At 54.7% G+C, this 14,896-nt stretch carries 15 protein-coding genes; 7 read left to right on the top strand and 8 right to left on the bottom strand.

Annotation, left to right across the window (positions count from 1 at the left end; genetic code table 11):
- Nucleotides 1–5: 5 nt before the first annotated feature.
- The gene (locus ABFI50_RS19120) at nt 6–437 is read right to left on the bottom strand and encodes a universal stress protein (RefSeq protein ID WP_014883680.1); all 432 of its coding nucleotides are present in this window, start codon (nt 435–437) and stop codon (nt 6–8) included.
- Between the two features lie 288 nt (nt 438–725).
- Here ABFI50_RS19120 and ydfZ point away from each other — a divergent pair, with 288 nt between their 5' ends.
- The gene (ydfZ, locus tag ABFI50_RS19115) at nt 726–929 is read left to right on the top strand and encodes a putative selenium delivery protein YdfZ (RefSeq protein ID WP_014883679.1); all 204 of its coding nucleotides are present in this window, start codon (nt 726–728) and stop codon (nt 927–929) included.
- Nucleotides 930–972: 43 nt separating this feature from the next.
- On the opposite strand, the gene ABFI50_RS19110 is transcribed toward ydfZ, so the two are convergent.
- The 5 genes from ABFI50_RS19110 to ABFI50_RS19090 all read right to left on the bottom strand — a co-directional run bounded on the left by ABFI50_RS19110 (nt 973) and on the right by ABFI50_RS19090 (nt 6,782).
- Nucleotides 973–2,436 (bottom strand): mannitol dehydrogenase family protein, encoded by a 1,464-nt coding sequence (locus ABFI50_RS19110; RefSeq protein WP_045135004.1) that lies wholly within the window; start codon nt 2,434–2,436, stop codon nt 973–975.
- A gap of 219 nt (nt 2,437–2,655) precedes the next feature.
- Nucleotides 2,656–4,023: an MFS transporter gene (locus ABFI50_RS19105; RefSeq protein ID WP_045135003.1), complete on the bottom strand. Its 1,368-nt coding sequence runs from the start codon at nt 4,021–4,023 to the stop codon at nt 2,656–2,658.
- A gap of 70 nt (nt 4,024–4,093) precedes the next feature.
- On the bottom strand, nt 4,094–5,116 hold the full coding sequence (locus tag ABFI50_RS19100) for a Zn-dependent oxidoreductase (RefSeq protein ID WP_014883676.1): 1,023 nt from the start codon (nt 5,114–5,116) through the stop codon (nt 4,094–4,096).
- A gap of 14 nt (nt 5,117–5,130) precedes the next feature.
- Nucleotides 5,131–6,345, bottom strand: coding sequence for a starvation-sensing protein RspA (rspA, locus tag ABFI50_RS19095; RefSeq protein ID WP_014883675.1), 1,215 nt, complete (start codon nt 6,343–6,345; stop codon nt 5,131–5,133).
- 110 nt (nt 6,346–6,455) lie between these two features.
- A complete protein-coding gene (locus tag ABFI50_RS19090; protein WP_121527820.1) occupies nt 6,456–6,782 on the bottom strand; it encodes a YnfA family protein in 327 nt (108 codons plus the stop codon).
- 152 nt (nt 6,783–6,934) lie between these two features.
- On the opposite strand from ABFI50_RS19090, the gene ABFI50_RS19085 reads away from it, so the two are divergent.
- Together ABFI50_RS19085 and speG are read left to right on the top strand one after the other, a co-directional pair.
- Entirely contained in the window at nt 6,935–7,273 is a 339-nt protein-coding gene (locus ABFI50_RS19085; protein WP_008502414.1) for a DUF1283 family protein, read from the top strand.
- Entirely contained in the window at nt 7,273–7,833 is a 561-nt protein-coding gene (gene speG, locus ABFI50_RS19080; RefSeq protein WP_121527819.1) for a spermidine N1-acetyltransferase, read from the top strand. The genes ABFI50_RS19085 and speG overlap by 1 nt, the downstream gene beginning before the upstream one ends.
- A gap of 100 nt (nt 7,834–7,933) precedes the next feature.
- Here speG and ABFI50_RS19075 read toward each other — a convergent pair whose 3' ends face one another.
- A complete protein-coding gene (locus tag ABFI50_RS19075; protein ID WP_014883672.1) occupies nt 7,934–8,644 on the bottom strand; it encodes a YnfC family lipoprotein in 711 nt (236 codons plus the stop codon).
- Nucleotides 8,645–8,750: 106 nt separating this feature from the next.
- On the opposite strand from ABFI50_RS19075, the gene ABFI50_RS19070 reads away from it, so the two are divergent.
- The 3 genes from ABFI50_RS19070 to dmsD all read left to right on the top strand — a co-directional run bounded on the left by ABFI50_RS19070 (nt 8,751) and on the right by dmsD (nt 12,322).
- Nucleotides 8,751–9,044 carry a DUF1161 domain-containing protein gene (locus ABFI50_RS19070; protein ID WP_023330302.1) on the top strand — a complete coding sequence of 98 codons (294 nt, stop codon included), beginning with the start codon at nt 8,751–8,753 and terminating at the stop codon, nt 9,042–9,044.
- A 131-nt stretch (nt 9,045–9,175) separates the two neighbouring features.
- Entirely contained in the window at nt 9,176–11,614 is a 2,439-nt protein-coding gene (ynfE, locus tag ABFI50_RS19065) for a selenate/tellurate reductase subunit YnfE (protein ID WP_014883670.1), read from the top strand.
- Nucleotides 11,615–11,707: 93 nt separating this feature from the next.
- A complete protein-coding gene (dmsD, locus tag ABFI50_RS19060; protein ID WP_248082204.1) occupies nt 11,708–12,322 on the top strand; it encodes a Tat proofreading chaperone DmsD in 615 nt (204 codons plus the stop codon).
- Between the two features lie 44 nt (nt 12,323–12,366).
- Here dmsD and ABFI50_RS19055 read toward each other — a convergent pair whose 3' ends face one another.
- The gene (locus tag ABFI50_RS19055) at nt 12,367–14,082 is read right to left on the bottom strand and encodes a SulP family inorganic anion transporter (RefSeq protein WP_248082202.1); all 1,716 of its coding nucleotides are present in this window, start codon (nt 14,080–14,082) and stop codon (nt 12,367–12,369) included.
- A gap of 299 nt (nt 14,083–14,381) precedes the next feature.
- On the opposite strand from ABFI50_RS19055, the gene ABFI50_RS19050 reads away from it, so the two are divergent.
- Nucleotides 14,382–14,861 carry an Rrf2 family transcriptional regulator gene (locus tag ABFI50_RS19050; RefSeq protein WP_347484809.1) on the top strand — a complete coding sequence of 160 codons (480 nt, stop codon included), beginning with the start codon at nt 14,382–14,384 and terminating at the stop codon, nt 14,859–14,861.
- Nucleotides 14,862–14,896: the final 35 nt, after the last annotated feature.

Genomic DNA, 14,896 nt, shown 5'->3' with positions numbered 1-14,896 from the left:
TGGGTTTAGCGAACGACTAACACCGGAATCGTGGCGTAGCGCAGAATGGATTCCGCATTCGATCCCAGCAGATGGGTGGTGATGCTCGGGTTTTTCGACCCGATGACAATCGCATCGTATTTCCCCTCCTTGCTCAGCTTGATAATTTCATCGCGAACGTTGCCAAAACGAACCATGCTGTGAATATTCTCTGGGGCAATATCAAACAGTCTTTTTAATTCGTTCATTTTCTTCGCGGATTCCGCGGTCATATACTCTTCAAACTTTTTGATATCGGCATTGAATCCGCGCAGGAGAGACCGACTGCTTGCAGGCAGAATGTTGACCAGGGTAATTGATGCCCCCTCTGCCTTTGCAAGGCTTGCCGCGTGGCGAACCGCTTTGTCGCTCAAATCCATTTCAAACACATCTACAGGCATCAAAATGTTCTTATACATAAGCCTGACTCCTTATTCCGATGAAAGGGTTATTTCCTGTACCCAGAATGGCAGCAGGAATATAAACCAACCCTAAACGCTTCCATGTTGAAACTATCAATAAATGAAAATAACGGTCTGCTTTGTAAATTGCTGTTGCGAACCGTCAGCACCTCATGTCATTAAGAAAAAAGTGTGATTTTGATCAAAAACAAAAACATCACTTGCAGACAGGCGTATTTATATGCCCCGTGAACGGTGAAACCTGAAATACCGCCGTAACGGATAAGTTAGAGAGGAGAAAATACCATGATGACATACGACCGTAACCGCAATGCAATTACCACTGGCAGCCGCGTGATGATTAGCGGCACAGGCAAAACTGGCGTGATAAAAGCGATCCACAGCGACGGGCTGGATGCCGCGCAGGTGCGCCGCAGCAAAACGGTGGAAGTGGAAGGATGCGAAGGTAAGTTCGAGCCGATTGAGCTGATTCGTCTGGGTATGCACTAAGTTGTGCGCTGACATGCCGCCGCGCACGGCGGCATGTACTGAATTACCGTTGAGACGCGTACTGCGCCACGGTAGCTTTCGCGCCCTTTTGCACCAAAGACCGGTACGCGGTCATCACCGCATCAACAAAGACCGTCTCACGCGGTAATTCTTTGCCAAAGATAGACTCAATGCCGAGCAGCGCACGCACGCGGCTTTCCCCTTCAGCACTTCCCTTCACTGCCGCCTGAATTACCGCCAGCTGCGGATCGCTCACCTCGATGGCTTTACCCTGTTCATCCACTCCGCCGACATAGCGCATCCAGCCCGCCACGCCCAGCGCCAGCAGGGGGAAAGGTTTCTGATGCACCAGATGCCAGCGCACGGAATCTAACATGCGTTGCGGGAGCTTCTGGCTGCCGTCCATCGCGATTTGCCAGGTGCGATGACGCAGAGCCGGGTTGCTGTAGCGGGCAAACAGCAGATCGGCGTAATGTCCTAAATCGACGCCTTTCACCTTCAGGGTCGGCGCCTGCTCGTGGAGCATCAGCGCGTGAGCCGCAACGCGGTAATTCTCATCTTCCATGCAGTCGTTGATATGCTGATAACCGGCCAGATACCCCAGGTAAGCCAGGAAGGAGTGGCTGCCGTTAAGCATGCGCAGCTTCATCTCTTCAAACGGAATGACGTCTGATACCAGCTCGGCCCCGGCTTTTTCCCACGCAGGACGCCCCGCCACAAAGTTATCTTCGATCACCCACTGGCGGAAGGGTTCACAGGCCACGCCCGCCGGATCACGCACGCCAGTGAGCTGTTCGATTTTATCCAGCGTATCAGGCGTGACCGCAGGTACGATGCGATCCACCATGGTTGACGGGAACGTGACGTTAGCCTCGATCCAGTCCGCCAGCTCGCCGTCTACCGCCCGGGCATAGGAGCAGGTTACGTTGCGCATCACATGACCGTTTTCCGGCATGTTGTCGCAGGACATCACGCTAAAGGCCGGTAACCCCGCCGCTTTGCGACGCGCCAGCGCTTCCACCACCACACCCGGTGCGGACGTCGGCTGATGCGGGTTTTGCAGGTCGGCGGCGATGAATGGATGATCGAGCATCAGTTGCCCGGTTGCGGGAGAGTGACAGTAGCCCTTCTCGGTAATGGTCAGTGAAACAATCGCCACCTGCGGTTCGCACATCGCTGCCAGTACGGTCTCCAGCCCGTCAACCTGCGCATGCAGGGCCTTTTTGACCACGCCCACCACGCGGGATGTCCACGCATCGGCGGACATCTCCGCTACGGTATAGAGGTTATCCTGCGCCTTCAGGTCGGCAATTTGCTGTTCGCCGCCAATCAGGTTGACCTCACAGTAGCCCCAGTCGCTGCCATAATCAGACGCGAGGATGTCGGCATACACCGCCTGATGCGCGCGGTGAAAGGCGCCAAATCCTAAATGAACAATGCGTGCTTTAAGGCTGTCGCGATTGTACTGAGGCAGCGTCGCTTTGGCCTGTAATAACGTGTTTTCCATGATTAAGACTCGTTAATTAGAAAGCTGTGGATCGCTGCCGCTTGTTATAAAGCGGCAGCGTCTGCTGACTACACCAACTAGAATGGCAGTTGGGGTAAAAAATCTCTGCCATCCACCATACTGATACTGCCATTTGAGATTTTGATTTATATTAACTTTTGTTCAGGTGGTGTGACACAAAGGCAAAGTTGTGTGACAAGTCACTCAGGCTGTATACCATTACCGCCGTGACGATACCGTGCCGTAGGCCACAGGCTCTTTTGGCGCGGCCTCCGCAGCATCTTCCGCTGCGCTCAAATCACGATCCCGCACTTCGGGCATCAGGCAGGCCGAGACCAGACCAATCACTGAGTAAGCCACCAGCATGGCCACAATCGGCCACCAGGAACCGGTCATGTTACAGAAGATCCCCGCCAGCACCGGACCAAACCCCACTGCCACCAGACCGCCTGCCTCTTTGGAGATAGCCATCCGGGTAAAGCGATTTCGCGAGCCAAACATCTCCGCCATGGTGATATTTTCCAGCGCAAACAGCCCCAGTACCGCGAAATTATGGATAACGATGATGGAGAGCATAATGGTTCCCGGCGCATAGCTTTTATCGACGATGATCGACAGCATCGGGTACGCCAGAATAATGGCGGAAATATTAAGGATAATGTACGGCAGACGGCGTCCCACTTTATCGGACAGCCAGCCCAGCAGCGGGATAGAGATAAACCCAAGAATGGAGCTTATCATCAGCGCGTCGGTGGGAATGGCTTTATCGAACAGGAGAGTCTGGACCAGATAACCGGCCAGAAACGTCTGAATCAGACCCGAGTTGCCCGCCTGACCGAAACGCAGACCGGTCGCCAGCCAGAAAGATTTACTTTTCACCATGGCACCTAACGATGTGTCCGGCTGCGCGGTTTGCGCATCGTTCACTTTCTCAAAGACCGGGCTCTCCTTGAGGTTCATACGCAGCCAGATTGCAAAGATCATCACCACGACGCTGGCGAGGAACGGCACGCGCCAGCCCCAGGCGAGCAGCTGTTCGCGATCGAGGGCAAAGAACATAACGGCCCAGATAGCGGTCGCGCTCAGCGTCCCGCAGTTAGTCCCCATCGCCACCAGCGAGGAGATGATGCCGCGTTTACCTTTCGGTGCATACTCCGCCAGCATGGTCCCGGCCCCGGAGATCTCTGCCCCTGCCCCGAGTCCCTGAATGATGCGCAGCGTCACCAGCAGTACGGGCGCGAAAATCCCGATCTGTGCATAGGTGGGCAGCACGCCAATCAGCGTGGTGCAGATCCCCATCATGGTGATGGTGATAAACAGTACCTTTTTACGGCCAATGCTGTCGCCCATGCGACCAAAAATAAAGGCGCCGACGATACGTGCGATATAGCCTGCACCGTAGGTTCCCATCGCCAGGATCAGTGCCATCGCAGCGGACTGTTCCGGGAAGAAGATTTCATGAAATACCAGGGCGGCCCCCAGCGAGTAGAGCTGGAAATCCATGAACTCCAGCGCGGTGCCCAGCCAGCCTGAAACGGCGGCTTTCACCAGATCGGAGGTGGTTCTTTGAGGTTGTGCTTGCGTCATAATGGCTATCTCTGAAAGGTAAGATGCGTACCACATAGAGCCCGTCTTCGCGGGCTCTTCACCGCGTGAATTATTCTGGGTTGAACGTGAGCAGGACCTTGCAGCACTGCCTCTGGTCTTTCTCAAACAGTTCAATGGCGTCTGTTACATGGTGATAGTCAAAGGTATGGGTGATCAGTTTTTCCGGGTCGATCAGTCCTTTTGTCAGCCAGTCGATGACGACCGGGAATTTATTGGCGTTCAGGCGCGAGGAGAAAATCGCCAGCTCTTTGCCGGTGATGCCCTGCTGAACAATCTGGCTCGGTTCGCTGGAGAAGCCCATCAGCACGATGCGCGCCGCCGGCGAGGCCAGGGTTATCGCCTCCTGTAAAATGGACGGATGACAGGCGGCATCAATGATTAACGTCGGTTTGATGCCTTTTTCGTCCAGCGCGGCCTGCAACGACTGCTCGCCGTTATTAAAGACCCAGTCCGCGCCGCTGCGCTGGGCCATTGCCAGGCGTTCGTCTATGCGGTCAACCACAATCACCTGTTTCACCTTATAGACGCCCTTCAGCGCCTGCACGGTGACCAGCCCCATCGGGCCTGCGCCGTAGATCAGCGCCACGTCCTGTTCACCAGGGTTGGCCTGCCCCGTCACGTTGGCGGCAATGGTAAATGGCTCAACCATGACGGCGTGTTTATCCGGGATCGCATCCGGGATGCGCCAGGCATTTTTTGCGGGTACCGTTGCATATTCGCTGAAACCGCCGTCGCGGTGAACGCCCAGCACCACCAGCGAGGTGCAGACGTTTGGTTTTCCGACGGAGCACGGGTAGCAGTGTCCGCAGCTGATCACCGGGTCAACCGACACGCGTTCTCCTGACCGGGACGGATCCACGCCCTCGCCAACGGCATCGATCACGCCAAAAAACTCGTGGCCAATCACGCGCGGATACTTCGCAAACGGGTTATGGCCGCGGTAGATGTGGCTGTCCGAACCGCAGATCCCGGCGAGTGTGATTTTGACGCGCACTTCGCCTGCACCTGGCTGCGGGCTTGGACGCGCTTCAATGACCAGCTGGTTCGGCTGTTGAATGACTATGCTTTTCATCGTTCGCTCCTCGTTTACCAGTTCCACAGCGTACCGTCTTCAAGACGTGCCACCGGCAGGTACGCCGGATCGTACGGGTATTTCGCCGCCAGCTTCTCGTCAAACTCAATGCCCAGCCCTGGCTTGTCACCCGGGTGCATATAGCCGTTATCAAAGCGCCAGCTGTGCGGGAAGACGTCGAGCATTTGTTCGGAATAGCCCATATATTCCTGCACGCCAAAGTTCGGTACCCACAGGTCAAAATGCAGCGCGGCGGCATGACACACCGGCGACAGATCCGACGGGCCGTGCGAACCGGTACGTACCTGGTAGAGCGACGCAAAGTCAGCGATGCGACGCATGCCGGTGATGCCGCCCGCATGCGTGATTGTGGTGCGGATATAGTCGATAAGCTGCTCTTCGATAAGCTGCTTGCAGTCCCAGATGCTGTTAAACACCTCGCCCACCGCAATGGGCGTGACGGTGTGCTGGCGAATAAGACGGAAGCAGGCCTGGTTTTCGGCAGGCGTGGGATCTTCCATCCAGAACATGCGGAAGTCTTCGATGCTCTTACCGAAGCGCGCCGCCTCAATGGGCGTCAGACGGTGGTGCATATCGTGCAGGAGGTGTTCATTGAAGCCAAATTTACTGCGCACCGCGTCGAACAGTTTGGGTGTGAAATCGAGGTATTTCTCGGTCGACCAGAGCTGCTCTTCCGGCCAGTCGCCTTTGGTGGCAGGCTCGTAGGCCAGCCCTTTTCCTTTCGACATGCCGTAGGTAGTTTTCATACCCGGCACACCGCACTGCACGCGAATCGCCTTAAAGCCCATCTCTTTATGACGCGCGTAATCTTCCAGCACGTCGTCAATGGTGTGACCGGTCGTGTGGCAGTAGACCATGACGCCTTCACGGGAGGCGCCGCCCAGCAGCTGGTAGAGCGGCATATTGGCCGCTTTGGCTTTGATGTCCCACAGCGCCATATCCACGGCGGAGATGGCCGACATGGTGACCGGTCCGCGACGCCAGTAGGCGCCTTTATAGAAGAATTGCCAGATATCTTCGATACGGTGCGCGTCGCGGCCAATTAACTGCGGGCAGAGGTGATCCTTCAGGTACGAAGCGACGGAGAGCTCGCGTCCGTTCAGCGTAGCGTCACCGAGGCCGACAATCCCGTCATCGGTGGTGATTTTAAGGGTGACAAAGTTCCGCCCCGGGCAGGTAACAAATACGTCAGCCGCGACAATCTTCATAGTTCCTTTCCTTACATCGTTCGTTGTGATGCCGGAAATTTACTCAATTGCAATACTACCATACAAGTATAATGATCATGAAATCAGCGAGCGATCACAAAACCGGGGGCTCAGGCCCGCCCCCATCCCGCCACGATAATTAGCATCCCGCACAGGGCAATTAGCGCGCCGGCCCAGTCATAGGCGCTAAGCCTGACGCCGTCCACCACGCGTAACCACAGTAGCGCGGTACAGACATATACACCGCCGTAGGCCGAGTAGACGCGCCCACTTGCCGCCGGATGCAGCGTTAACAGCCAGACAAAAAGAGCAAGCGCGACGCCCGCCGGGATCAGCAATAATGCGCTACCTCCCTTCTTCAGCCAGAGCCAGGGCAGGAAGCAACCGATGATTTCGCAGAGCGCAGTGGCAAAAAAAAGCAGCGTGGTTTTGAGCATATTTCACTTCAGGTGAGGATTTATTTAAACATCATACCCGATGATGGCGTTAACTTTTCCATACCTGCGCTGCGGGTATGCCGTCTTTTCTCTTTGGTGTAGAATCTGTAGGGGGTTACTTGATTATCTGCACCCATTTAAAAGGAAACGCTATGACAACATTAAGCAAACGCCTTTGTCTGACAGCCCTACTGGCGCTGTCATCGTTCGCTTTTGCCGCCTCTGCGACAGCGGAAACCAGCAAACTCATTATTGAGTCTGGTGACAGCGCGCAAAGCCGCCAGAACGCCGCCATGGACAAAGAACAATGGAATGACACCCGTAGCCTTCGTCAGAAGGTCAACAAACGTGCTGAAAAAGAGTGGGATAAAGAAGATGTCGCTTTTGACGCACGCGATAAGTGTCAGCAAAGTGCAAACGTCAATGCCTACTGGGAGCCTAACACTCTGCGCTGCCTGGACCGCCGCACTGGCCGTACGGTAGCCCCATAATGTCGGCTTCGTGTGACGTTAAGCTCCGTCCGCTGGAGCGTGAAGACCTGCGCTTTGTCCATCAACTCGACAACAACGCCAGCGTGATGCGCTACTGGTTCGAAGAGCCTTACGAGGCCTTTGTCGAGCTGTCGGATCTGTACGACAAACACATTCACGATCAAAGTGAACGTCGTTTTGTGGTGGAGTGTGGCAGCGAAAAAGCCGGGCTGGTGGAGCTGGTTGAAATCAACCACGTTCACCGTCGGGCAGAGTTCCAGATCATCATTTCGCCTGAGCACCAGGGGAAAGGCCTGGCCTCACGCGCGGCGAAGCTGGCGATGGATTACGGATTCAACGTTCTGAATCTCTACAAGCTGTACCTGATTGTGGACAAAGAGAACGAGAAAGCGATCCATATCTACCGCAAGCTGGGCTTTATGGTGGAAGGCGAGCTGATTCACGAGTTCTTTATCAACGGTGAATACCGCAATACTATCCGCATGTGCATCTTCCAGCATCAGCACCTGGCCGGGCATAAACCCTCAGGCGCCAGCCTGCTGAAACCAACCGCGCAGTGAGTTTGATGACAACCCCTGTCATCAACAATTGCGCCGTCTTTCTTGCCGGGTGGCGCTGCGCTTACCCGGCCTACATTGTGCAATAATATCAATACATTGCTCAGTAGTATTCAATCGTGTTTTTGATGGTGTACTTGCGCTCAACGGCGGGCTTGACGCTGTCATCGGTGATGATCAGATCGCAGCTCACCGGATTGTTGTGTCGATCGTAGTCGCAGCTCTGCTTCACGTTACCCAGCGGCTTGTCGTTTAACAAACTCACTGCCGAGTAATCCATCCTTTTGCGTACGTCTTTAGACGGTGTCGACTGGACAGACAGATGCTGATCCCCGGAGACGGTGGTTTTGCCCAACGGGTAACCATCGGCATCATAGCGGTATTTCACTTCCATCTCTTTGCCGTGCGCCGCCACCACGAAACCGTTATCGTCGGTATCCCACGTCACCCCGGCTGACGGCAGTTCGGCCAGCTGGCATTTCCCCTGCAGCTTCACTTTGCGCTGCTGGGTTTCGGCATCAATGTAGTAATTCGCATCCAGCACCAGCGCCACGCCGGTGTTGGCCTCCAGGTCGTGCAGTTCCAGCGTATCGAAACACCCTTCTGTCGACACGGTGCCCGTCACCCGTTTAGACACTTCGCCCTTCTCGTTGAACAGCGTCTGGGTAAAGTCTTTAACCGGGCCGCGCAGGGGGTCAAAATCAAATTCGTTCGAGAAACTCGCCATCTCCGGCGTAAACGACAGTGGTGCGGAGTTGTTGTCACACCCCACGAGAGTGGCTGCCAGGAGCGTTATCGCTGCATATTTCTTCACATTGATTACCGTACAGAGAGATTATTCCCAATCATATTAGCAAATACAGTTGTTTACACGAAGCCTGCTAAAATTAATGTCTACACACAGAGAAAAGGAGCGACAGATGAAACGGTTACCCTGGATTACCGCCCTGCTGTTAATGAGTGCTTCAACGGCCGCCCTGGCGGCACCCGATTCCTGCGAGCGCGTGAAAAGCGATATTCAGCAAAAGATCATCAACAACGGCGTGCCGGAGTCAGGGTTCACGCTGAATATTGTGCCGAACGATCAGGCCGATCAGCCGGACGCACAGGTGGTAGGCCATTGTGCCAACGACACCTTTAAAATTCTGTACACCCGCACCGGGAGCGGAGCGGCGTCCGCCAGTCAGGATAATGCGCCAACTGAACCGCAGTAATTCCCCCTCAATCCCCTTTGATTTGATAAGGATTAATATTTACTACCCCTAAATCAGTAACACTCACCCCACCATTAGCCCGGTTATCATTTCGGGAAAAATAATACGCAATTACATTGGTGGGGTGAGCCATGTCCGATATCGAACATCACGGCGGGATTAGCCGTCGAACACTCGTGAAATCTACGGCGATAGGATCGCTGGCGTTCGCCGCCGGTAGCGTCTCATTGCCTTTTGGCGTGAAACGCGTTGCCGCCGCAGTGCAAAGCGCCACGAAACCTGCTGACGATAAAGTCGTCTGGGGCGCCTGCTCGGTTAACTGTGGCAGCCGCTGCGCATTGCGTCTGCACGTCCGCGACGATGAGGTGTACTGGGTCGAAACGGATAACACCGGCGAGGATATCTACGGCAATCACCAGGTTCGCGCCTGCCTGCGCGGACGTTCTATTCGCCGTCGCATCAACCACCCTGACCGTCTGAACTACCCGATGAAGCGCGTGGGCAAACGCGGTGAAGGCAAGTTCGAGCGTATCAGCTGGGATGAAGCGCTCAACACCATCACCGCCAGCCTGAAAGACGTGGTCGCCAGATATGGCAATGAAGCGGTGTACATCAACTACTCCTCCGGGATTGTCGGCGGCAATATTACCCGCTCCTCCCCTTACGCGTCGCTGGTGGCGCGCCTGATGAACTGCTACGGCGGTTTCCTGAGCCACTACGGCACCTACAGCACGGCGCAAATCGCCTGTGCAATGCCTTACACCTACGGCAGCAATGACGGTAACAGCACCTCGGATATCGAAAACACCAAACTGGTGGTGATGTTCGGCAACAACCCGGCGGAAACGCGCATGAGCGGGGGCGGGATTACCTATTATCTTGAGCAGGCTCGCGAGCGGTCCAACGCGCGTATGATTGTCATCGATCCGCGCTATACCGACACGGCAGCCGGACGTGAAGATGAATGGATCCCGATTCGTCCAGGGACCGATGCCGCGCTGGTGGCCGGTCTGGCATGGGTAATGATTAACGAAAATCTGGTCGACCAGTCTTTCCTCGACAAGTACTGCGTCGGCTACGACGAAAAAACGCTGCCGGAAGGCGCGCCGGCTAACGCGCACTACAAAGCGTATATTCTCGGCCAGGGCGATGACGGAACGGCGAAAACCCCGGAGTGGGCCTCGCGCATTACGGGCATACCGGCCAATCGCATCGTTAAGCTTGCCCGGGAAATCGGTTCTGCGAAGCCAGCCTATATCTGCCAGGGCTGGGGTCCACAGCGTCAGGCGAACGGCGAATTGACGTCCCGCGCCATCGCGATGCTGCCGATCCTGACCGGCAACGTAGGGATCAACGGCGGTAACAGCGGCGCGCGTGAGTCGACGTACACCATCACCATCGAACGGATGCCGCTGCCGGAAAACCCGGTCAAAACGCAGATCTCCTGCTTTAGCTGGACGGACGCCATCGCCCGCGGACCGGAAATGACTGCCCTGCGCGACGGGGTGCGCGGTAAAGATAAGCTGGATGTGCCGATTAAGTTCATCTGGAACTACGCGGGTAATACCATCATCAACCAGCACTCCGATATCAATAAAACCCACGATATCCTGCAGGATGAAAGCAAGTGCGAAATGATTGTCGTCATCGATAATTTCATGACGTCGTCAGCGAAGTATGCCGATATCGTGTTGCCGGATTTAATGACCGTCGAGCAGGAAGATATTATTCCTAACGATTACGCCGGGAACATGGGCTACCTGATTTTCCTCCAGCCCGTCACCGCACCGAAGTTTGAACGCAAGCCCATCTACTGGATCATGAGTGAAGTGGCGAAACGTCTTGGGCCGGATATCCATCAGAAATTCACCGAAGGACGGACGCAAGCGCAATGGCTGCAGTATCTGTATGCCAAAATGCTCGAAAAAGACCCTCAACTGCCGTCCTATGATGAGCTGAAGAAAATGGGCATTTATAAGCGCAAAGATCCGAACGGACACTTTGTGGCGTATAAAAAGTTCCGCGAAAACCCGGAAGCCAATCCGCTGAAAACGCCATCGGGTAAGATTGAAATTTACTCGAGTAAGCTGGCTGAAATTGCAGCGACCTGGGAACTGGCAAAAGACGAAACCATCAGCCCTCTTCCCGTCTATGCCTCAACATTTGACGGTTGGGATGCCCCCGCGCGCGCGCAGTATCCTCTGCAGCTGTTTGGCTTCCATTTCAAAGCCCGTACCCACTCTAGCTACGGTAACGTTGACGTGCTGAAAGCGGCCTGCCGCCAGGAGGTCTGGCTTAATCCTCTCGATGCCGAAAAACGCGGCATTAAGAACGGCGATACGGTGCGCGTGTTTAACGATCGCGGTGAGGTGAGAATTGAAGCGAAAGTCACGCCTCGCATCATGCCCGGCGTGAGTGCCATGGGTCAGGGCGCCTGGCATGACGCCAATATGAATGGCGATCGTATCGACCACGGCTCCTGCATCAACACCCTGACGACCCATCGCCCGTCTCCGCTGGCCAAGGGCAACCCGCAGCACACCAACCTGGTACAGATTGAGAAGGTATAAGGGGTGAAACGGATGGCCGTGGTTTATTCTATGGTGTGTATTACTGATTAACACAGTCGCGCGGGCGTGCCCCGCGCAAGCAAGGAAGGTTTAATGAAAGACGTCTTACAGCGTGAATCGTTCGCGTTCAGCGCCCGGGTGCTGGGCGCGCTGTTTTATTTCGCTCCTGACAGCGAGCAGACTGCGCCCCTGGTACAGGCTCTTATCGCTGGCGAATGGGTTCAGGACTGGCCCCTGTCTCCGGAAACGCTGCAGCCCGTTGCCGATACCTTTGCCACGTCTTCCGATGAGCCGCTGACGGACGCCTGGCAACGGTTGTTTATTGGCCCTTATGCCCTGCCCGCGCCGCCGTGGGGTTCCGTCTGGCTGGATCGCGAATCCGTGCTGTTTGGTGACTCAACCCTCGCGCTGCGCCAGTGGATGCGTGAAAACGGCATCGCTTTTGAGATACAGCAGAACGAACCGGAAGATCATTTCGGCACCCTGCTGCTGCTGGCGGCATGGCTGGCCGAGAATGGCCGCGATTCGGAGTGCGATCAGCTCCTGGCGTGGCACCTGCTGCCGTGGAGTACCCGCTTCCTGTCGGTATTTGTCGACAATGCAGGTCATCCGTTTTACACCGCGCTGGGCAGGCTTGCGCAGCTGACGCTGGCGGACTGGCGATCCGCGCTGGTTATCCCTGTTGCGGAAAAGACGCTGTATCGCTAAGGGATGTGGCTTGCTCGCGGGTGGCGGGCAAGCCAGGTTTGGGTTTAAACCTCTCCTCCTGATTCACTCACGCTCTCCTTACTTTGTATGAACCGAAGTGCCAGATACAGGTCTGGTGCCAGAATCATGTCATCGTCATTCATTGTTGGTCGACTCTCTTTAAACCAGCGCGTTAACTCCGTTTTCCTGCCCGCAAGAATTAACGTAATCTGTCGACCTTTCAGGTCACGCTTTAGCTCATTAATGGTTGCCAGAACGCTTATGTCTGAGTAGGTGAAACAAGCAACGGCATCAATGACCACCCATTTAGGTTGTAAAGCTGCACCATCAACTAAATTCAACACCCGACGTTTAAAATAGGCCACATTAAAATAGGTCAACGGTGAGTTAAATCGATACATCAGCACGCCGGGAACCATTTTGATATCGGTTGTATTTCCTAGTGAGTGAATCATTCCATTTTCGTCAGTCCCCAGCAGGTGCTCCGAGGGGCGAAACACGGTACGCAGGAACTGTAGCAGGCCAAGCAACACCGCAAGGCCGATCCCCTGGATAACGCCAATAATTAACACACAGCCGAATGTGAAAAAGGCCAGCCGGAATGCCTGTTTATTTCTCCGCCTCAGGTTCCATAAACCACGTAAATCAATCAATGACCACGACGCATACATTAGAACAATACCTAATGCAGAAACCGGAATAAATTGTAATGGCTGAGTGAAAAAGACCACGACGATACCGATGAGTAAGGCGGCGACGATAGAAACCAGCTGGCTTTTCCCCCCCACTGAATCATTCACCGCGGTCCGGGAATCGGCGCCACTGATAGCAAATCCCTGAGATAACCCAGACATAATGTTCGCAATACCCAGAGCCCGAAACTCGGCATCAGCATTAATTTCGTAGCCATTTTTTGCGGCGAAACTGCGGGCGGTCAGCATCAGACTGACAAAACTGACCAAAGCCAGGTTCAGCGCCGGGATCACTAAATCACGCATCGGACCTGGCTGGAACGCCCCCCAGTTAACGACGGGTAACCCAGACTGGAAGCCATCCCCCCCAATAGTGGCAATGCCATACTGCTGCGCGGATGTCCCCCACACCAGTAACGTGGTCATCACAATGGCAATCAACGGCGCTGGCCACTGGCTGCGATACGTCTTGATAGCCATTAAAATACCTAACGTCAGAAGTGATACCCCGACGGTTAATAAATGGCTGTCTGAAAGTCGGCCTGGCAAGGCCATGATTTTCTCAATAACCTGCGCCTCATCCAGCGTGATCCCTAAAACCTTGCCTAATTGCCCGACAATGATCGTCACAGCGACGCCATTAAGCAAACCCGTAAGAATAGGATGAGAAAGCAGATCGGCAAGTGCGCCCAGGCGAAATTTACTGGCAAGCAGGCACCACCCGCCCATCATCAATGTCATGACGATTGTCAGCTGCCAGTGCAGTTCGGGATTCCCCGCAGAAAGCGGAAACACGACGGCCGCAATCACCGCGCAGGTTGTGGCATCAGGGCCAACAATAAGCTGACGTGAAGAACCAAACAGGGCATACGCGATCATCGGTAAAACGCAGGAATAGAGCCCTACGATTGCCCCAACGCCCGCCAGCTCTGCATAAGCAATCGCAACGGGTAGCGCGACAGCCGCAACGGATAACCCGGCTTTAACATCCTGTTTTAGCCAGCTTTTATCGTAGGCTAACAAATTTTGTAACCCTGGCATGTAGTTTAACAACAGTTTCCCGAACACGTTATTCTCCGGACATTGATCTTACCCAGGAGATGTTGGCACACTTTTCAGGGAGGTTCTGGTTTTCAAATGCTCCGCATTGAGGGACGCCTCTCAGTTCCTGATAAAACACAATCAGAGAGGAAAAATGGCGTTGCCTTCCCGAACCGCACGTTTAGCTAAACCAGAACAGGGGGTTTGATCGCAAATGCCGCAGATTGCTTCAAAAAAATTACCCTATTTGTTATATTGTTGTTTATTGCTTATTCACCTCTGCGGTGCCAAAAAGAACAAGATTCACCGCGACCCAGGACAGAGAAATGTTAGATTACCGCTTCCCGACAGCTTTGCAGATGGTCCTCAGCGTAGCGATGGCGGAGCAATTAGGTAAACGTTCGACGAGTGGCGTTCTGGCCTACGGCCTGGAAGCCAACCCGAGCTTTATCCGCAAATTGATGGTTCCCCTTACGCGTGACGGAATTATCGTCTCCACGCTTGGCCGCAACGGCTCCATTCATCTTGGGCGCCCGCCGGAAGAGATCACCCTGCGTGACATCTACCTTTCGGTCACTGAAGATAAAAAGCTGTGGGCGTCGCGTCCTGACGTACCGGCTCGCTGTGTGGTCAGCGCTAACGCCTGCTGGTACTTTAAATCGGTATCCGAAAAAGCTGAGCAGGCTTCGCTGGCGGTATTAGCCCGACACACCGTGGCAAGCGCGCTGGAAGAGGTCAAAAAAGCCGATAGCAGCGGCTGCGATCCGGTACCTGAGCTTATGGCCCAGTATAAAGAAACGTTTTAACGGTTGATCTGATGTGAAAAAAAAGCGCCTTACTG

The sequence above is a fragment of the Enterobacter sp. HNDS-6 genome (assembly GCF_039850505.1).
In the GTDB taxonomy this organism is placed as follows: Bacteria; Pseudomonadota; Gammaproteobacteria; order Enterobacterales; family Enterobacteriaceae; genus Enterobacter; species Enterobacter kobei.
This window is presented reverse-complemented; position numbering and strand designations above follow the sequence as displayed.